Consider the following 18,281-nt stretch of genomic DNA (forward strand, 5'->3'; position numbering starts at 1 on the left):
TGAGTTATCCCTTCGGGATGGTGGGTAGCAGCTCGACATTCGCGTCGAACTGCCAGAGCGGGTTCGGCGCGTCCCCGGTGGGGGTTCGCACCTGGAAGTAGCCGTTCACTTCCTTCGGCCCGTCGCCGTCGGCGATGAACCGCCCGTCTGCGGTGACGTCGAGCTGGTAGATGGCCGTCCCTGCGGCCTCGACGTCGGGGAGATGCCAGGAGATGACGCAACGCCAGTCGTTGCCCGGTCCGTGGGCGGCGACCTGGCCGCCGCCCTTGTTGCACGTCGCCGTGGCCCTCAGCTGCGCCTCGGTGACGTCGGGTCGGTTCAGCTGTGTGGTCTGCAGGCGGTAGAGGTGGGCGAAGGCCGTGGCGACCGAGCTCTGCACTTTGTCCTGCTCGATCCCGGAACCCGTGGCTCCGGTCGCTGGGGTCACGACAGCGACGGTGACGGCGAGCAGCCCGACGAGCGGCAGGAGGCCGGTGCTGATCGCGCGGCGCCCGGAGCCGCCGTAAGTCAGGTTCGTGAAGTCGCGCCGCTGGAAAAACAGGTAGGCCAAGGCGGTTGCGGCAACGGCCCACACCAGGCTGACCACGATGCCGATCAGGAGCGGCCCGAGCTGTGCCGGGCTGGTGAACAGACCGTTCCAGGCGATGAAGCCGTAGCTGGGCAGGGCGAGGCGTACCGCGACGGGCACCGGCAGCATCTGGACGAGCTGCATGGCGAGGGCGACGACGAGAGGTAACAGCAGTCCCATCGGGGACCGTCCTAATGCGACGGACCCGAGTAGTCCGATCGCAGCGAGGGCCAGGGTCGGGGCGAGCACGCAGACCCACGCGAGCAGGACCTTCCCGGCGGCGTCCGCAGGCGCCAGCAGGTGGCCGTCGAGCCCGACCAGCTGCCGGTTGCCGACCGCCACAACCCCGCCGGCCGCGCTGGAAACGGCCAGCCCGGCCACGAGCACCAGGATGACGGTGAGGCTCGCCAGTGCCTTCGCGACGAAGATCCGTCGCGGCGAACGGACCGCCACCAGCAGGTGGCGCCAGGTGCCGAGCCGGTCTTCGGAAGCGAACACGTCACCGGCGACCAGCGAGGTCAGCAGGGGGAGCGCATAGGTGCCCGCGAAACCAAGCATCACCAGCGATCCGGCCCAGCCCGTGGCATTCATCCAGCGACCGAAGAGAGTGTCGACGGGGAGCGAATTCTGCTGGCTCACCGCGGCGACGAAGAGTGCAGGCGCGATCCAGCAGGCGAGGACCAGCAGGCGCACCCACCATTGCGAGAGAAGTTTGACCAGCTCGAAGCGGTAGCCGCGCGCCACCGAGACAGGGCGGGCACCGACAGCAGGAGCATCGGCGACGGTCGCGGTCATCGGTTGGACTCCTGTTGCTCGGTCAGGGCGAGGAACGCGGTTTCGAGTGGCGACACCACAGGTGCGAGCTCGCGCACCGCGATGCCCGCGTGCACAAGCCGCACCACCAGTTCGTCGAGGGCGGGCACAAACGCGCGCACTACGAGCACCTCGGCGTCCTGCCGTGCCCCGGCGTCGTCGACGACACGGATCCCGGCCGTGTCGGCGGCCAGCCGGCGGGCGTCCTCCGGGGTGGAGGTGATGAGCCGGTAGTCGAGTTCCTGGTTCTCGGCGGCGAGCTTGCTCAGCGGGCCGGAGAAGACGACGCGTCCGGTGGCGACGATTGTGACCTCGGAGCACAGCGCTTCGAGGTCGTCCATCCGGTGGCTGGAGAGCATGACGGAGGTTCCGTCGGCCGCGAGCCGGGTGAGGACACCGTGCACGTGCTGCTTGCCGGCCGGGTCGAGACCGTTGGACGGCTCGTCGAGCACTAGGAGGCGGGGCTTGGTGAGTAAGGCCGAGGCGAGCCCGAGGCGCTGACGCATGCCTAGGGAGAAGCCCCGGACCCGGTCGTCGGTGACATCGGTGAGGCCGACCTGGTCGAGCACATCGTCGATGCCCGCCGTCCGCGCGTCGCAGCCGCGAAGCGCGGCCAGCGCGGCGAGGTTCTGCTTGGCGGTGAGCGAGGGGTAGAGGCCGGGCCCGTCGACGAAACCCGCGACGGCGTCGGGAGCGGTGAGCGCTCGGCCGACCGGCGTACCGAGAATTTCGAGAGTGCCGCTGTCAGCGACGGCCAGGCCCAGCAGCAAGCCGAGCAAGGTCGTCTTGCCGGCGCCGTTCGGCCCGACCAACCCGTGGATCTGCCCCTGTGCCACATCCAGATCGATGGTGTCGAGCGCGACGACATCGCCGAAACACTTGGTGATCCCGCGAGCTCGCACTGCGAGGGGTGTGTCCATGGTTCCCTTCCTTCGTGACAGGTTGGGAATGTAGGGACACCCATCAACTTGGGCAGGGACGCTGGCTGAACGTTCAGGAAACGGAGGGCGACTGGGTCCCGCCAGGTCGTCAACGACACGCTCAAACACTTGAGATCGCGAGCAGTGCCACCCCTTGAACGTGCTTATGTCGCTGGCCTACCTGCGGCAGCTGACGGTGGACAAGGTGAAGATCGACAAGGGCTTCGTGCCCGGCATGGGCACCGATCTCGGCGATATGGCGGTGGTGAGCTGGATGACGCACTAGGGGATCACGGGGTTGACCTTGGCCGGCATTAGCCCAGAAGAGGGGTGAATATGGCGAATGTTCGTAATCCTCCCCATCAAGATCACCCGGCCCTATACCGTCCTTGATCGGAGTCCTTCCGAACACCGTCGTGAATATTCCAAGAGGGATACATGGTTTGATCATTGTGGTTCGGGTTCCGAACCGTCATTAACGCTCACTAGCTTCGTGTCCTGGCCGCGCGATATACGACATACGGGACCAGATGTACCGTGGCTCCACACAATGACTCGATGCCTGCCCTGCGGCAGCGCGTTGATCAGCTTCGCTTGATGCAGCGTGAGGCGACACAGCCGGATGGGCTGAGTCGCCTTCTGCGGTGTGTGGCGCGGAGTGTCGACGGCCACGCGGTGTTGCTCGACAGAACTGGTCGGCCGTTGCACGCGTTTCCCGAAATGCGGGATGACCTTCTTGCGGCTGTTGCCGGTGAAGTCGAACGGATTCGTCTCGGACAGGTCCACTCGGCTGCCGTGGAACACGACACACAGATGGTCGCTGCCCTGTCGATCAGTCACCCACGACCCGGCCCTGTTCTCGTCACGGCGAGCGGGAAGCAGGTCTTCTTACAGGCCAGGGAACTACTCGCCGATTCCGCGCGGCTGCTGTGGTTGTGCTGGCAGGTCACGGAAGCCCGCCGTGCCCGGCAGCGACTCGATCAAACGTATTTCCAGTTCAGGGAAGTAGTTCTGAATCTGCTCATGGTGGGAGACCGCGACGGTGCTGCGCGGGTGGCAGCGATGCTTGGTCCTCCCCTTGCCGACCCCATCAGGGTGTATGTGGCCGAATACGAGCCGCGGAAGGGGACACGTGAGGCATTGGCGGCGCAGTGCGCCGAGGTGTGCGATGGCCAGGCGTGGGTCGTGCTGTGTCCTGGGTATCGCCGCCACGTGATCGTGCTGGCTCCTGTCGGTGACCCGTCATCCTCGGCGCGGGACGACACTGGCCGACCATGTGTCGAGGCTGATCCGGTCGAGGAGCGGTTTCGTGGGTTTGTCCAGGGCAGAGGCGACGTGCACGTGGGTGCCAGCCAGGTTGTGTCCCTGCGCGAGACGGCCGCCGGGTACGAGCAGGCGTTCCACGCGTTGGCAGCCGCCAAGAGCGGCGCCGAGCATTACGCGCGATTCAGGCCCCAGGAAGAATTGGCCGCGCTACTAGGCCAAACCGGACGAGACTGGGCGGGGAAACTGTTAGCGCCGCTGATCGAGTACATTCCCGACCGCTGCCACGATCCTGACGCCAAGGAACTCGCCAGGACGCTGCAATTTTGGCTGATGGCCTACAACGTCTCGGCGAAAGCACTGAAGATCCACCGAAACACGCTGTCAGCGCGGCTGAGTCACATCGAGCGTCTCCTGGGCTGCGATCTACACCAGATCAGGACACAGGCAACGCTGGATCTGGCCTTGCGGATTCTGCACTATCCCCGTTCATCGTCCGGGGATCACCAGGACAGCATCAACGCGCTGCTGAACACCGCCGCTGTGCGATTGTGGGCGCAGCGCCAGCTCACACCACTTCTCACTGACGATGCACAACAGTCGTTGACAACGCTGCGTGCCTGGCTGGCGAGCGACGCTCGCCTCGATATGACGGCAGCGGCCCTTGAAATCTCCGTACCAGGTACCCGCAAGCGCCTGCTGCGTGTCGAAAGACTCCTCCAACGGTCGCTGCTCATCGGGCCGTCGGCCCGCTACGACCTGTGGCTCGCTCTGCGCATACACGACGGGCACGACCTCTGACTCCCCACTACCCGTCAAACGCGACGCCTCTGACCCGGATGCCCGGCGTGGTCTTCACACGTCCGGACGATCTTTGGTCGCCAATCGGGTACACAGCCGGTAAACCCTCATCCTGACTGAACATCTTCGTACCGCACGCCCCGCCTCACTGTGCAAAAAGAACCTGGCTGACCGCATACGCATGGTCCTAGTGTGAAAAGCACTGGCAGCCAACGAGATCAACCCAAAGAAAGCTAGGGGAGAAATGGGTGTAGCGTCCAACTGGACGACCCTCACCCGCGAGGCACTCAAGCACATTGCAAAATTGTCCAAAAGGCTGCCGGGCCCAAACTGGGGGATCCGGCCGCTGGCAGCACATCAGGGGGCTGCCAGCGGCCACCTCCAAGGTTCGAGAAGGAACGGCTCCCGAAGTAGGGGGCTAGGAACAACGACTGGGAAAGATTGACGATGACGCAAGCCGTGCGACAGATCACCACGGGCACCGATGGCCGGGGGTCGCCGGAGCCCGCACCGGGGGAACCGGCCATTGGCAGCACGGGGGGCTGCCAATGGCTGCCGGAACCGAAACCGGAAAGCGATTCGGATTGAGCAATCGTCGACCTTTCGGGTTCGTCTCACAAAAAAACAGAGAACTGGGGAGTAAAAATGATCAAGAAAATAGCCGCTGCGGCCGCGATGCTCAGCATGACAGCCGCGGGTGGGTTCGCCCTCGCATCTCCGGCCTGGGCCGTTCCGGCTGAGCAGCGGGCATGCGACTTGTACGCGAACGTGGTCACCCAGGCAGGGAACACGCTCGTCGCACACGGAGGTCGGGTCGGTTGCGGTGTCCCGGCGACGGTGACCGTCCAGCTCAACAAGGACATCTCGATGTGGCCTGACTCGACGCTCGCCGCCGAAACCGTGACGGGACGAGTCGTGCACCTCGCCCCGCGGGGGTCTGCGAAGAGCGCAGCATGTATTACACCTACACGATTAGCAACACCGGAAACACTCGTGAAGGTGTGCACAACTTCTTCTGCTGAGTTCGAATCCCTCGGGGTGGGCAACCACCCCGAGGGGTTTGGTGCGGCTGAACGGAACGCGGGGTGAATATGCAAGCCACGTTCGAGCACGTGAGCTTCTACTACGGGAAGAGAAAGGCACTGGATGACGTCACGTGGCAGGTCCGTCCTGGCACGGTCGGATTGCTAGGCCCCAACGGAGCGGGCAAGACCACTCTCCTCTCGCTTCTGGTCACATTGGCCAAACCGAAAGGCGGTCGGATAACGCTCGGCGAGCACGATCTCGCCAGCAGTGCCGGACGAAGGGAAGCAAGGAAGCTGCTCGGCTTCGTGCCACAGCGCTTCTCTCTCGCTGGCGAGCTACGTCTACGCGACACGGTCGAGTACGCGGCGTGGGTCAACGGAACCCCTGAACCGGGGCTGTCCGCGGCAGCAGACCGGGCACTGTCCGAGGTCGGCCTCGCCGATCGCGCGCGTTCACGCGTCCGCAGCCTCTCGGGAGGGCAACGTCAGCGGTTGGGCGTCGCGGCCGCCTTGGCGCACGATCCGAAGGTCGTAGTCCTCGACGAGCCAACGGTGGGCCTTGACCCGGGTCAACGGCTGCGCGTACGCGAACTCGTGGCTTCGATCGGACGCAAGCGCACGGTGGTGCTTTCCAGCCACCTGCTGGAAGACATCTCGCATCTCTGCCAGCGAGTCGCAGTCCTCGCGGAGGGCAAGCTTGTGTTCGACGGCTCCGTAACGCAGTTCCAAGCGCTGGTCGACAACACCGATGACGGTTCGGCCACGATGGGATCGGGCTTCGAGCGGGCCTACGAAACGCTGATCGCGCGCCTGGGGGAGCCGTGAGCCGTCTTCGTTCAGCAACCCGTCCGTTCGGACTCCTACCGACGCTTCTGCCCGCCCTGATCATCGGGATACTGACACTCGGACAAACCCGGAAATACTGGGCGCTTCCTTACCAGGAATGGGCAAACACCTCTTCACAGGTACACGAGCAGCTACTGCTGATCGCACCCATCGCCGCCGCAGCGGCGACTTACTACGCCGGACGTCTGACGCACAGCAGCCGTATCTTCGCGCTCCCTAACTCGGTTCGAGCTGGGCTTCCCGTAACAGTGCGACATCTGGCCGTTCTCGGCATTCCGCTGATGTTCGCTTACCTCCTCGGAATGACTCCCCTTCTCATCATCACAGCGCAGACCGCTGGCACGGGGGGGCCCGACCTTCTGGCCATGCTGTCCGGAGTGACGGGGCTAGCGGCTTCGATCGCTGCCGGCTACACGGCCGGTGTTCTGACCGGCACGGCGTGGACAACACCGTTGACGTTCATCCTCGGTTTCCTGGCGATGCAGCTCAACGCCGGCCGTGACGCCTTCGTCGCGACAGTACCCGTGACGCATGTACCTGCCGACCTGGGGCGGATGGAGAATCCCCCACTCAATGTGTATCGCATCGCGTTCTTCCTCCTTATCGTGATGGCCTGCGGAGTGATCGCAAGTCGCGCCATGCGCCGCAGACGCAAACTCGGAGTCCCCTCGCCGATGTCGGCGGCAATAGCGCTTGTCGTCGCTGTAATGGTTGCCCTGCCGGCCATCAGCACTCCAGCGCTGCTAGCTGAAGAACAGCATCCACCTCTGTCTTGTGTAGACCAACGAGTGCGCTACTGCGTACACGCTGGAAGATCATCTGAGCTCGGCAGTGTCGCCGAGGCCGGCGACACTGTGCTTGCGGTCTACGGGGAGAAGCCCGCATTCCTGGAGGAGGTTTTGGACGTAGCAGCACGCAAGGGCGTGTCCGGGGCGAACTTCGGCAACACCGCCTGGGTTCCGCTGTCACCGTATAACTCGACGGGAGCTACCACGCAGCACGCGCTGGCAGGCTACCTCTCGGGCGACGTCGCGTGCGCCCAGAAGCTAGCCGCCGGTGGCCCCGTTGAGCGTACCCCGATGAGGCTGTCCGACGAACTCGAACAGTGGCTGCTCAAACAGGCTGGCGATCCCAGTCCCGGTCCACCATCCCGTTTCGATCAGCTCGACCCGAGGCTGGTCAGGGCATGGATAGCTAAGCACGAGCCTCGCATCGCGTCGTGTTCCCTTACGGAGCAAAATCTCCCGTGAAAGCATTTCGACTTCTTCTGCTGTCCCGTGGGATGCACCGGCTGGCGGCCCTCGTAGTCACGATGTCCGCACTCTCCGGCATTTTCGGCCTCTACACCCTGGACATCGACTTCTCGGTTGTCAATCCACCACGCCGGATTCCGTATGCGGAGTTGTTCGCGGTTGTGACCTGTGTACTGGCAACGGCGGTCCTACGTCCCCGCTTCTGGGAGTGGGAGCGGGTGGGCACTGTGCGCACGCGCTTTGTGGCAGCTGCCATGGTCCCCGTGGCCTGCGCCGCGGCAGTTGTCCCGGTGTTCACCACTGCGATGAGGCTTCCACCGAATATGCCCTGGACTTGGCTTGTATCGAACGTGCTGACCATGGGGGCGTTCACACTGATATTCGCGGCGCTGCTGGGACCTCCTATCGGCGCCGCGACAAGTCTCGTCAGCTACTTCGGGATCGCGATAGCCGACAACCTGGAGTTTCGGGAAACCCCGTGGTTGCCGTTGGTCCCCTATCCCGGCCCTGAAGGGAACTGGGCACTTGCAGTGATAGCAGTCGTCGTAGCGATGGGTGTGCACGCCTGGACCCTTGGCACCACCTCGTGGGCGCATCGGCTCGGGCGAAACGACTGACTCCACCCGAGCCACCTTCGACCTTTCGGGCTCGTCTCACAAAAAACAGAGAACTGGGGAGCAAAAAATGATCAAGAAAGTAGCCACCGCGGCCGCGATGCTCAGCATGACAGCCGCGGGTGGGCTCGCCCTCGCATCTCCGGCCTGGGCCGTTCCGGCTGAGCAGCAGGCGTGCGCCCTGTACGCGAACGCGGTCACCCAGGCAGGGAACGGGCTCATCGCACGCGGAGGCCGGGTCGGTTGCGATGTCCCGGCGGAGGTGACCGTCCAGCTCAAGAAGAACATCTCGTTCTGGGTTGACTCGACGCTCGCCGCCGAAACCCTGTCGGGAGTAACCGTGCACCTATCCCCGCGGGGGTTCTGCGAAGACCGCACCAGGTACTACACCTACACGATTAGCAACACCGGAAACACTCGTGAAGGTCCGCTCAACTTCTTCTGCTGAGTTCGAATCCCTCGGGGTGGGCAACCACCCCGAGGGGTTTGGTGCGGCTGAACAGGACGCGGGGTGAATATGCAAGCCCCGTTCGAGCACGTGAGCTTCTACTACGGGAAGAGAAAAGCACTGGATGACGTCACCGGGATCCACACTGGCCTGACCAACATGGTGATGGAGCGCTACGACAGTTGCCGAGATAGGCCACAGTGGACACTGTGTGCCCATTTACCAGCGGAAACAGGACGGTAGGGCAGGTTCCGTATTCCGGTCGTGCCCCACTATGACTGGCCGCATACGCCGGATCTTTGAACCCGCTACCGACTGCCTCCCGTTCTGGCGCACATCGACCTGATCGCCCAGCGTGCGGCGCCTCCGGCAGTCGTCGTCATGAACAACTGCCGTCACAGGTCACGCGCAAAGCCAGGGCGGCGGCGCCTTGTCCGTGCGTTGATAACCCCATTGGGCGCTGCTTCGCGCCAGCTTGCGGGGCATGATCCACAGAAACGATTGGACGGGAAGGGGCCGGGATGCACTGTGGGGAATGCTGCCTCCCTCTGAGGAAGACCAAGGCAGGAAGGGTGCCGGTCCACTACCTGGAGGATGTGCCCATGATCGGCTGGGCGCAGAAACGATGCCCAGCCTCGGGAACCACCAGGTTCGTCGACCGCGTTGACCGGTGCACTCGCCCACGAAGCCGCCGCGTGTGCCGGTCCTGCGACCAGAAGTTCACCCTGAACCGCAACGGCAAATTCCCAGCTCACAACGACAATGACGGCCGGGAGTGCAGGGTGTCGAGAGACAACCGCGCCTAGCGGGCGAGCACGCCGACGCCTGCCGGTAGCGTCCGAGGAATGATCGACTCTTCGGTTCGGCACCTGACCAACGGCGAGTGGACGTCGGCGACGCTCACGGTCGACGACGACATCCCTTGGCACCAGACGCTGAAGGCAAGCGGCTGGGAAACCTGACATCTCCTCCCGTCGGCGCTGCGCCGGCCGTCCGGGGCCCGGCCGTGCCGCGCGAGCGCGCAAAGCCGGGATCACCGCCTTCGTCGGTACGACCGTCGAATGGTTCGACTTCTACGTGTACGGATCGGCCTCCGCGCTGGTTTTCGGGAAGCTCTTCTTCCCGGAGGTCTCGCCGGCACTAGGAACTCTGGCTGCCTTCGGGACCTTCTGGGTCGGGTTCCTCGCGCGTCCCCTAGGCGGGCTGATCTTCGGGCACATCGGTGACCGGCGGGGCCGGAAGAGCGCGCTGATCATGACGTTGGCTCTGATGGGGCTGGCTACGGCGGGAATCGGTGTCCTGCCGACCCCGAGCTCGTGCAGCCGTTTGGCGCCGTGGTCGCAAGCAAATTGTCGCTCACGCGCGCGGTGCTGTGGTTGCTGCTGCCCGAAATCTTGTTGCTTCCCTTGATGTTTGTGCTCGTCAAGACCGGCTCGTTCGGGCTGGCGACGCTCGGCATGGCGATCGCGACTTTCCCGCACGCGATGTTCTGCGCCGCGTTAGCGGGGATCCTGTCGCAGGTATTCCCGACCGGGGTGCGCTACACCGCAAACTCGCTGGCCTACCAGCTGTGCACCACGGTGTTCGCCGGAACCGCCCCACTGATGTCGCAGTTCCTGTTGACCAGCACCGGTTCGATCTGGCCGGTCGTCGCACTCGGACTGGCCTACGTCGTGATCTCCCTGGTCTGCACGACGGCCTTGATCCGCCGCAGCTCCTGGTCGCCGTCCGCGGCCACGAAAAAGGCCGTCCCGGCTCGGTCCGGGGAGGAGAAGAGGCAGCGATGAACTTCGCCGATCACGACCCGGCACTGCGCCCGATGCTCGACCACGTGCTGGCGTCGCAGGACCGCGCCCGGATCGAGCCGCTGCTGGACGAGATGGGCCGGGTCGCGGCCGGTGAGCTCGACGAATTCGCCAGCACTGCCGACCGCAATCCGCCCGTGCTGCGGCAGTATTCCGCGTCCGGTGAGCGGATCGACGAGATCGAGTTCCACCCCGCCTACGACCGGATGCATGACATCGCCTTCCGTCGCTTCGGGCTCGCCGCGATGTCGCACCGTCCCGGCGTCAACTGCTGGCCCGGCATCGCCCCGCATGTCGTGAAGTACGCCCTTTCGTACCTGTATGTGCAGTCGGAGTTCGGGCTGGCCTGCCCACTGTCCATGACGGACTCCGCGGCGCGCGTGCTGCGGCTGCGGCCAACCGCAACAAGCGATCGGTGACCCTCGACCTCAAATCCCAGGAGGGGCAGGCGGTCGCGCACCGCCTCATCGCCGACGCCGACGTCGTGGTGGAGAACTTCCGGCCCGGCAGCAGCCTGCAGCGGAGCTTCGACCACACCGCTCTTACGCAGCGTTACCCCCGGCTGGTGGTGCTGCACATCTCCGCGTTCGGCGATCGGGGCCCGCTGCGCGATGAACCCGGGTACGACATGGTCGCCCAGGCCATGTCCGGGCTCATGTCGCTCACCGGCGAACCCGACGGCCCGCCGGTCAAGGCAGGGCTCGCCGCCGGGGACCTCGGCGCGGCACTGTTCGGCATCATCGGAGTGCTGTCCGCGCTCGTCGAGCGGGACCGCACCGGGCTCGGTCAGTGCGTGTCGACCTCCTTGTACGAGACGCAACTCGCGTTGCACATCAACTGGGCCACCGGCTACTTCGCCACCGGCGAGAATCCGACCCGGCTCGGTTCTGGGCACCCGAACCTCGTTCCTTACCAGGCATATCCGGCCTCGGACGGACATTTCGTGATCGCCGTCGGGAACAACGAACTGTGGCGGCGACTGTGCACGCTCATCGGCCGTCCCGAACTCGCCACTGACCCACGCTTCGCGCTCAACCGCGACCGCGTTGCGCACCGCGACGAACTCAATGCCGAGCTGGAACGGACTCTGCGAACGCGCACGGCCGCAGATTGGTGTGTGTTCCTCAAGGACGGCGGCGTGCCGGTCGCGCCGATCCAGACCCTCGCCGAGGTTTACGACCACGCCCAGACCCACGAGTTGGGCATCGTGCAAACGGTCGAGCACCCCGTTGCCGGGCCGATCCGGCAGGTCGCTTTCCCCGTTAGCTATCAAGGGAAGCGGCCACCGGTGCGCACCGCGCCCCCGCTGCTCGGCGAGCACACCGCGGAGGTCCTCGCGGCACACGAACCGGTGACCACGAGCGCGCCTCACGGCGCACGTGGATCGAGGCTTAGACAGCCGGGTGCAGGAGGTCGTTGAGGCCTATACGCCGGTAGAACTCCGTGCGGATGCGGTCGGCTACCGCGCTGACGACCTCGGCGCCGTCGTCGGCAGGGTCGATATGCACCCGGAACGGGCGCTGGCCCTTGGGGGTGTCGACTACCCGCACGATGGCGCGTGATACCTCGGTCGGGTCTTGGTCTGGAGTAAGCTGCGCGAGTTTGTCGGCGACCTGCTCCATCAGTCCTGCGTACTGAGTTTCGTATGCCTCGGCCACGGTCTCGTCGGCGGCGTGACCGGCGTGTGCGAAGTGGTTCGTGCCCACGGTGAATGCTCCTGGCACCACGATGGAGGTCTCGATGCCGAAGCGAGCCAGTTCAGCGGCGTAGGAGACCGCGAGCGAGTCCATGCCCGCTTTCGCCGCGAAGTACGGCGCCAGGTAGGGGGGCGTGCCGCCGCGAGTGCTGGACGAGCCCACCCACACGAGTAAACCGTCGTGCTGCCTGCGCAGATGCGGCAGCACGGCGCGGTTGACCCGCTGGGTGCCCACGACGTTGACGTCGTAGGACTGGGCGATCTGCTCTGGGGTGAACGCCTCAGCCGGCCCGAGGACCATGTGGCCGGCGTTGTGCACGAGTACGTCGAGCCTGTTGCTGGCCAGCATTACGTCGGCGACGGCCGTGTCGACCGATGCCTGGTCGGTGACGTCCAGCTCGACGGCGTGCAGCCGGACGTCATGCTCGGTGGAATACGCCCGGGCGTCGGCGGCGGCCTGCTGATTGCGACCAGCTGGGTCGCGCATGCCGGCGTAAACGGTGTGCCCGGCGGCAGCCAAGGCACGTGCGGTGAGGGCACCGAAGCCGCTGGAGGCGCCGGTGATGAGGATGGTCTTGCCCATGTCGTTTGCTCCTCTCGATGGGTGTGATCAGGCAACGCCGCCGTTGATGTAGAGGACCTGGCCGTTGACCCAGCGGGCGGGGCCGGCGAGGAACGCGACGGCCTCGGCGATGTCGACGGGCTCACCGAGCCGTTCCAGCGGAGCCATGTTCTTCAGGCTCTCCACGGCCTGCTGTGGCTTGCCCTCAAGGAACAGCGGCGTGGCGGTGGGGCCGGGGGCGATGGCGTTCACGGTGACATCGCGGCCACGCATCTCCTTGGCCAGGATCATCGTCATCGCGTCGACCGCGCCCTTGGTGGCGGCGTATGCGGCGTAAGTGGGCAGCGTGAGCTTGACCACCGTGCTGGAGAAGTTGATGATGGCCCCGCCTGGGCGCACTCGGCGGGCAGCTTGCTGGCTGACCGTGAAGGTGCCGCGCACGTTGGTGCGGTGCATCCGGTCGAAGTCGTCGAGATCGAGCTCAGCGAGCGGCGCCAGCAACATGATTCCCGCGGTGTTGACCACGACGTCGATCCCGCCGAAGGTCTCCTGCACCCGGTCGAACATCGCAGTGACCGCACCCTCGTCCGACACATCGGCGGTGACCGGCACGCTGCGCCCGCCGGCGGCGGTGATGGCGTCGGCCGTCTCTTGGGCACGGTTGCGATTGCCGGCGTAGTGCACGGCCACGGCCATGCCCTCAGCGCCGAGTCGCTCGGCTACCGCGCGGCCGATGCCGCCGGAACCTCCGGTCACTAGGGCGACGCGCGGGCTGGCGATCTGCGTGGTGCTCATCTGTGTCCCTTCGTAGTCCGGTACGTCCGACGTCCCGGTGTATGTGTACGATGAGTCCATATAACCACATATGGACGACGAGTACAAATACTTGGAGGTGTGTCATGGCCCGCGGCCGCAGACCCACGGAAGAGGTGCGCCGCGATGTCCTCGCGGCCGCTGGCGAGCTCTTGCTGGCCGAGGGGGTGCGCGGGTTCACCGTCGAGGAGGTGGCCCGGCGCTCGGGCGCCAGCAAGATGACGATCTACAAGCTGTGGCCCTCCAAGGGAACCCTCGCGTTAGAGGGCTACTTCACCACCGTCGAATCGGCCCTGGAATTCCCGGACACCGGGGATGTCGAGGCGGACCTGCGCCACCAGCTGCACGCCTTCGTCAGTCTGCTGACCGCCACCAAGGCCGGGCCGACGATGGCCGAACTCATTGGCCTGGCACAGACTGATCCGGAGCTGCGCGCGGCTTTCCTGCGCACCTACTCGTCCCCCCGTCGCAAACTCGCGGTGCAGCGGATGGAGAAAGCCCTGGCCGAGGGCCAGCTCCGCGATGGCCTCGATCCCGAGAGCGTGGTCGACCAACTCTGGGGAGCCTGCTACCACCGGCTTTTGATCCCGGACCTGCCGATCGACCACGCCTTCGCAGACACCTTGATCGACAATCTGTTCAACGGCATCAATCGCCCGGTCTCCCGGCGCCGCCCCGGGGCATCGCGCCCACGCTGAATTCGCGGGGCCCGTCCCCGGGCGTGATCGAGGACCCGAAGGCCTCGCGCGGGTATGCGCGCACGGCAACGCCCAACGTGCGCAGCCCCTCAAGGCCACAGGGGCCGCGACTGGCGTTAGCCCTGGTCGCGGCCCCTAATGCACCCTCTTGCGCCCCGTGTTGGCTCAGGCATGGTGGGGCTCGCTCGGTAACCAGAGGTACCCGCTATCGATGGCGTCTCGCCGAATTTCCCACTGTCATTCGTATCATTACGGCGCTCGAATTCTGCCGACTTGGCTGGTAACTCTCGTGGCTAATGCTTAGGCTGAGCGCTTCGTTTTTAGTGATTTTCGGATTGCGTGGAAATAACTCACTAAAAAGGGTGTATTGTTGATCCCAATGTGGTGATCTCGGCTCATCGGTAAAGCGATTGCGGTGCCGGGAATCTACGCTTCTTTTTGTTGCGCACAGCTGGCCGCCTGAAAGGTGTTTATGATGGAACGACGAAGTGCGATTACTGCCGTCATGATCGCAGGAATGCTCTCGCTGGCCATCCCAGGAACCAGTACGGCCGAAGGATCTTCAGGAGCAGACGCCCGAGCTTACAACTGTGAGTGGAGCCCGATTTCGGGCGGAGCAAGGGGCTATTGTAGCGGCCCGGAGTTCCCAGGTGAAAGGTTTCGCGTGGAGGTGCGATGCCAGCCACGCTTTGGCGACACATACGTGGTCCGCGGAAGCGTAGAGTTCGTGGGGGGCGGACGGGATTCCGTCGCACAGTGCGACTTTCCGGACCGGGTCCTTGCCGCTCGTGTGGTGGATAGACTTCGCTAAGCCGTAGAATCTTGGGGCCCCGATCGATGCGATCGGGGCCCCGTTACTGAATACTCGGCGGTAATTTTGGTACTCAACGGCAGCACCAAGCCTGCTGCCTCATAGCCGGCGCCGTGCGGCTTCGAGGTCACGTTCGTCGAATGGCCGTAGAAAACGGGCTTGCCGCCGATGGGCGTGCCAGTCGCTCAGGTCCGCGTGATGACGGCAGCTTGTTGATCGCCGACCTGCCAGCACCAAGCTGGAAGCGGCCGGGCCGGTCGGCGTCGGCATCCTGACCGCGTGGATTGCCAAGGAGGAACTGCGCTTCCCGTTGATCCGTCGAGGGGTGACTTTGACCTAGTCATTGCCGCAGGCCGATCCTCCTGGTAGGCCTAGAGAATCCACGCATGGGTGGTCACTGGGGTCTGATGACTCCCGGTTGGTTCAACACCAAAGGGAGGTGCTGCCATGAAGCTCGTGTTCTTCCTGAAGAGCAAGCTCACGCGTCAGAAGAGCCTGAAGGAGTACGCCTGGTACGGGTGGTACTAAACCCGTGAACCAGGTTCTGGCCTGGTAGTTAGCCTTTCGTGGGTCGGTGCCCGGCTCCGGTCGGGCTCCGCCCCCTCGTGCTGGGGACCGATTTGTGAGCATTTCGGAAGCAAGTCGCCTTTCTCGGGTCACCACGTTCACCCCGCGAATCGACGCGCTGTTGCGAAAATATCGCGGCGCCGAGGTCTTCCGGTTGGACGAGGACACGGTCGGCGTGGGCGATGCCGCCCTGATGAATGAATTGATGCGGGTGCGGTCGGCCAACGAAATGGAGCGGCCGACGTTCAAGCCGCTGAATGGACGGTCCATCCCGCGGCGTGAGGCGTCCGCGCTCATGCAGGCCGTCGGACACGACGTGCGGGTGGCCCTGAAGAAGCCGCTTGAGGACGAGGTCGACCTGTCCGGCGAATGGCCGCTCGTCGGGCACAACTATCTGCGCGACTTGGTGTTCGGCGTCGACCCGTACCGGCTCAAGGTGCTGGTGGACCGCGCGCTGGAGCTGACACCCAAGTTGACCTGGACGGTTATCGTGGCCGGTGCGGCGCTGCCTGGGCGGCTGCGGCCGACCGACCCGGCCTCCACGGTCGCCGGCTTCACCGCCAACGCGTCGAGCTACCAGGAGCGGCGGCGCGCGATGGGCCTCTACCGCCGCGTCGCGGCGCCGATCTGCTTCACCGTCGCCGCGCTCGTCACCGGCGCGCTCTGGCTCGGCTCCCCGTTCGACGAGGACGTCTCCAACGAGCACATTCTGCTAGAGGCGCTGCGGCTGCTGCCGCCATCGTGGAACATCCTGCGCCGGTCCTGCCCGGAGTTCCCCGAGGTCGACGGCCGGATCGGCCGGGCGGACGACGTGCTGCTGCTGCCGCTGCTCAGCCACCGCGACCCGCGGCTGTGGGACGCGCCCGACGAGTTCCGGCCGCAGCGCTGGCGCGACCTTGACCCCGACACCTACCCCGGCTACCTGCCGTTTGGCCACGTCAACGAGCGCTGCTGGGGCCGGCACATGGTGATGCCGCTGGCCGAGCGCCTGCTCGACCTGCTGCGCCGCGACGGCTATGCGGTCATGCCCGAGCAGACCGAGGCCAAGGTGCCGCTCGCCGGGCTAATGGAGGTCGTCGGTGTGCAGATCGGCCGACAAGACCGGTGAGCGAGGCGCGGATGGTTGCCGTGCCGAACCGAACCCGAAGCGGTGGAGCGGCTGATCGGGGAGTGGACTTCGCCCTTGGATTCCCCGGCGACTTCATCGGCGAGGCCGGCGCGGTGGCCTTTTCCGGAACCTACGATCGCCTCGGCTGGTCCGCTACTTCCGTGCCGCTACGGGATGCTGGCGCGGGAGCGGCTGTCAGCGGCTCGGTGATCTGCGACCGGTAGCGGCGGCGGAGATATCCGGCCGCCAAGCCCTTCAGGCCCTGTGCCAGCAGGTCGTCGAAGCCTCCCACCAGCATGTCGACGTGCTGCGGGCGGATGGTCAGCGGCGGTTCCAGCCGCACGACGTTGCGGTTGTAATCGGTGAAGGCGACGAGAATGCCGAACTCCGAGAGCAGTTGGCTGCCGGCGAGCATGGCCACGCTGCCCCGCAGTGGCCGGTCCAGCACCCCCGCCACACGTCCGGGTAAGCCCGGCAGGCAACCGCTGAGGTCGGCGAACTCGACGGCGGCCATCAGCCCGCTGCCCCGGACGTCGCGGATCAGCTTCGGGTGGCGGCGGTGCAGCCAGCGCAACCCGCTGAGCAGGTGCTCGCCCTGCTCAGCGGCGTTGGTCAGCAGGTTCTCGTCGTGCAGGACGTGCAGCGTTTCGATCGCTGTGCAGCAGGCTTCGCCCATGCCGCTGAAGGTCGCCGGCCCATGCACGAGCGCATTGCGAGCGCCGCCGTATGCGCGGTCGTGGATCTCGTGGCCTGCGAGCACGGCCGAAATCGCCGTCTTGCCGCCCCCGAGGGCCTTGGCCAGCGTGACGATGTCGGGAGTGACCCCGGCGTGCTCGAAGGCGAAGAACCGGCCTGTTCTGCCGACGCCGCACTGCACTTCGTCGGCGATCCACAGCACCCCGTAGCGATCGCACAATCGCCGTACCTGCTCCAGATAGCCCGGCGGCGGCAGCACGACTCCGGCGCCGCCCTGCACGGTTTCCAGGATCAGCACGCCGATGCCGCGGTCCCGACGCAGCAGGTCCTCCAGCGCCGCGGCGTCGCCGAAGGGAACGGCCTGGCGGCGCGGCAGGACCTCGAAACGTCCCCGGTAGAACTCCGAGTCGGTGACCGACAACGCGCCGATCGTCTTGCCGTGGAAGGAGTTACACGCGTATGCCACCTTGGCGCGGCGCGGGCCCTGTGCCCGCTCGGCGAGCTTGAGCGCGGCCTCCACCGCCTCCGAACCGGTGCAGTAGAGCATCACGCGGTCCAAGCCGTCCGGCGCCAGTGTGGCCAGGTTCCGCGACAGGGCGGCGACGTACTGCGACGGCAGGGTCAGCCCGAGCTCATGGCGCTGCTGCTCCTGGAAGCGCCTGCGGACCTCTAACACGCGCGGATGGTTGTGACCGAGTGCCATCGCGCCGAACCCGCCAAAGAAGTCGAGAATGCGGCGGCCGGAACGATCGACGTAGTACACGTCCTCGGCGTGGTCGACGGCGATCCGGTCAAATCCCAGCAGCCCGAACGCCGTCCACTGGCCAGGGCTGATGTGCTGCCGGTAGATCTCGGCGACCGTGTCCTGACCGAGCCGCGTCGCCTCGTCGACGCTGAGCAGTTCCGGGTGTGCGGGAATCAGCCGTCCTGTGATCGACACGATGGCCTCCGAGGTAAGCGCGCCGTCGTCTGGT

20 protein-coding genes are annotated in these 18,281 nt (G+C 65.5%); 14 read left to right on the plus strand and 6 right to left on the minus strand.

The genetic code is table 11. The annotated features are described in order from the left end of the window. Positions 1-4: 4 nt before the first annotated feature. Both BJ970_RS22830 and BJ970_RS22835 read right to left on the minus strand, forming a co-directional pair. Positions 5-1,363, minus strand: a complete 1,359-nt coding sequence (locus BJ970_RS22830; RefSeq protein WP_184728141.1) for an ABC-2 transporter permease family protein — start codon at positions 1,361-1,363, stop codon at positions 5-7. Further along, positions 1,360-2,301, minus strand: coding sequence for an ABC transporter ATP-binding protein (locus BJ970_RS22835; RefSeq protein WP_184728142.1), 942 nt, complete (start codon positions 2,299-2,301; stop codon positions 1,360-1,362). Before BJ970_RS22835 ends, BJ970_RS22830 begins: the two co-directional genes overlap by 4 nt. A gap of 154 nt (positions 2,302-2,455) precedes the next feature. On the opposite strand from BJ970_RS22835, the gene BJ970_RS38965 reads away from it, so the two are divergent. Then, positions 2,456-2,587, plus strand: a complete 132-nt coding sequence (locus BJ970_RS38965) for a hypothetical protein (protein WP_281399473.1) — start codon at positions 2,456-2,458, stop codon at positions 2,585-2,587. A 161-nt stretch (positions 2,588-2,748) separates the two neighbouring features. Here BJ970_RS38965 and BJ970_RS22840 read toward each other — a convergent pair whose 3' ends face one another. Next, the gene (locus BJ970_RS22840; protein WP_184728143.1) at positions 2,749-3,087 is read right to left on the minus strand and encodes a hypothetical protein; all 339 of its coding nucleotides are present in this window, start codon (positions 3,085-3,087) and stop codon (positions 2,749-2,751) included. A gap of 237 nt (positions 3,088-3,324) precedes the next feature. Here BJ970_RS22840 and BJ970_RS22845 point away from each other — a divergent pair, with 237 nt between their 5' ends. The 10 genes from BJ970_RS22845 (at position 3,325) to BJ970_RS22880 (ending at position 11,776) form a co-directional block, all read left to right on the plus strand. Continuing rightward, positions 3,325-4,365 (plus strand): helix-turn-helix domain-containing protein, encoded by a 1,041-nt coding sequence (locus BJ970_RS22845; RefSeq protein WP_281399597.1) that lies wholly within the window; start codon positions 3,325-3,327, stop codon positions 4,363-4,365. A gap of 645 nt (positions 4,366-5,010) precedes the next feature. Next, positions 5,011-5,454 (plus strand): hypothetical protein, encoded by a 444-nt coding sequence (locus BJ970_RS22850; RefSeq protein WP_184728145.1) that lies wholly within the window; start codon positions 5,011-5,013, stop codon positions 5,452-5,454. A 2-nt stretch (positions 5,455-5,456) separates the two neighbouring features. After that, complete coding sequence (locus BJ970_RS22855; RefSeq protein ID WP_184729293.1) at positions 5,457-6,215, plus strand: ABC transporter ATP-binding protein; 759 nt, start codon at positions 5,457-5,459, stop codon at positions 6,213-6,215. Then, positions 6,212-7,486 carry a hypothetical protein gene (locus BJ970_RS22860; RefSeq protein WP_184728146.1) on the plus strand — a complete coding sequence of 425 codons (1,275 nt, stop codon included), beginning with the start codon at positions 6,212-6,214 and terminating at the stop codon, positions 7,484-7,486. The genes BJ970_RS22855 and BJ970_RS22860 overlap by 4 nt, the downstream gene beginning before the upstream one ends. Positions 7,487-7,548: 62 nt before the next feature. After that, complete coding sequence (locus BJ970_RS22865; RefSeq protein WP_184728147.1) at positions 7,549-8,106, plus strand: hypothetical protein; 558 nt, start codon at positions 7,549-7,551, stop codon at positions 8,104-8,106. Positions 8,107-8,173: 67 nt separating this feature from the next. Then, on the plus strand, positions 8,174-8,551 hold the full coding sequence (locus BJ970_RS22870) for a hypothetical protein (protein WP_184728148.1): 378 nt from the start codon (positions 8,174-8,176) through the stop codon (positions 8,549-8,551). A 1,077-nt stretch (positions 8,552-9,628) separates the two neighbouring features. Next, positions 9,629-9,961 carry an MFS transporter gene (locus BJ970_RS39555; protein ID WP_312864360.1) on the plus strand — a complete coding sequence of 111 codons (333 nt, stop codon included), beginning with the start codon at positions 9,629-9,631 and terminating at the stop codon, positions 9,959-9,961. Then, positions 9,886-10,338 carry an MFS transporter gene (locus BJ970_RS39560; protein ID WP_312864475.1) on the plus strand — a complete coding sequence of 151 codons (453 nt, stop codon included), beginning with the start codon at positions 9,886-9,888 and terminating at the stop codon, positions 10,336-10,338. The genes BJ970_RS39555 and BJ970_RS39560 overlap by 76 nt, the downstream gene beginning before the upstream one ends. Continuing rightward, positions 10,335-10,775, plus strand: a complete 441-nt coding sequence (locus tag BJ970_RS37105) for an acyl-CoA dehydrogenase family protein (protein ID WP_221467275.1) — start codon at positions 10,335-10,337, stop codon at positions 10,773-10,775. The genes BJ970_RS39560 and BJ970_RS37105 overlap by 4 nt, the downstream gene beginning before the upstream one ends. Continuing rightward, positions 10,772-11,776: a CaiB/BaiF CoA transferase family protein gene (locus tag BJ970_RS22880; RefSeq protein ID WP_221467276.1), complete on the plus strand. Its 1,005-nt coding sequence runs from the start codon at positions 10,772-10,774 to the stop codon at positions 11,774-11,776. Before BJ970_RS37105 ends, BJ970_RS22880 begins: the two co-directional genes overlap by 4 nt. Here the strand turns inward: BJ970_RS22880 and BJ970_RS22885 are convergent. Next, on the minus strand, positions 11,748-12,635 hold the full coding sequence (locus BJ970_RS22885; protein ID WP_184728149.1) for an SDR family oxidoreductase: 888 nt from the start codon (positions 12,633-12,635) through the stop codon (positions 11,748-11,750). The two genes, BJ970_RS22880 and BJ970_RS22885, sit on opposite strands and share 29 nt — an antisense overlap. A gap of 27 nt (positions 12,636-12,662) precedes the next feature. Further along, complete coding sequence (locus tag BJ970_RS22890; protein ID WP_184728150.1) at positions 12,663-13,409, minus strand: SDR family oxidoreductase; 747 nt, start codon at positions 13,407-13,409, stop codon at positions 12,663-12,665. A 104-nt stretch (positions 13,410-13,513) separates the two neighbouring features. On the opposite strand from BJ970_RS22890, the gene BJ970_RS22895 reads away from it, so the two are divergent. The 3 genes from BJ970_RS22895 to BJ970_RS22900 all read left to right on the plus strand — a co-directional run bounded on the left by BJ970_RS22895 (position 13,514) and on the right by BJ970_RS22900 (position 16,611). Further along, positions 13,514-14,125, plus strand: a complete 612-nt coding sequence (locus tag BJ970_RS22895) for a TetR/AcrR family transcriptional regulator (protein WP_184728151.1) — start codon at positions 13,514-13,516, stop codon at positions 14,123-14,125. 1,258 nt (positions 14,126-15,383) lie between these two features. After that, positions 15,384-15,464 carry a tryptorubin family RiPP precursor gene (locus tag BJ970_RS40115; RefSeq protein ID WP_221468181.1) on the plus strand — a complete coding sequence of 27 codons (81 nt, stop codon included), beginning with the start codon at positions 15,384-15,386 and terminating at the stop codon, positions 15,462-15,464. A gap of 94 nt (positions 15,465-15,558) precedes the next feature. Further along, a complete protein-coding gene (locus tag BJ970_RS22900; RefSeq protein WP_184728152.1) occupies positions 15,559-16,611 on the plus strand; it encodes a cytochrome P450 in 1,053 nt (350 codons plus the stop codon). Positions 16,612-16,741: 130 nt separating this feature from the next. On the opposite strand, the gene BJ970_RS22905 is transcribed toward BJ970_RS22900, so the two are convergent. Next, positions 16,742-18,247, minus strand: a complete 1,506-nt coding sequence (locus tag BJ970_RS22905; RefSeq protein ID WP_312864361.1) for an aspartate aminotransferase family protein — start codon at positions 18,245-18,247, stop codon at positions 16,742-16,744. Positions 18,248-18,281 lie beyond the last annotated feature (34 nt).

The organism is Saccharopolyspora phatthalungensis (genome assembly GCF_014203395.1).
In the GTDB taxonomy this organism is placed as follows: domain Bacteria; phylum Actinomycetota; class Actinomycetes; order Mycobacteriales; family Pseudonocardiaceae; genus Saccharopolyspora; species Saccharopolyspora phatthalungensis.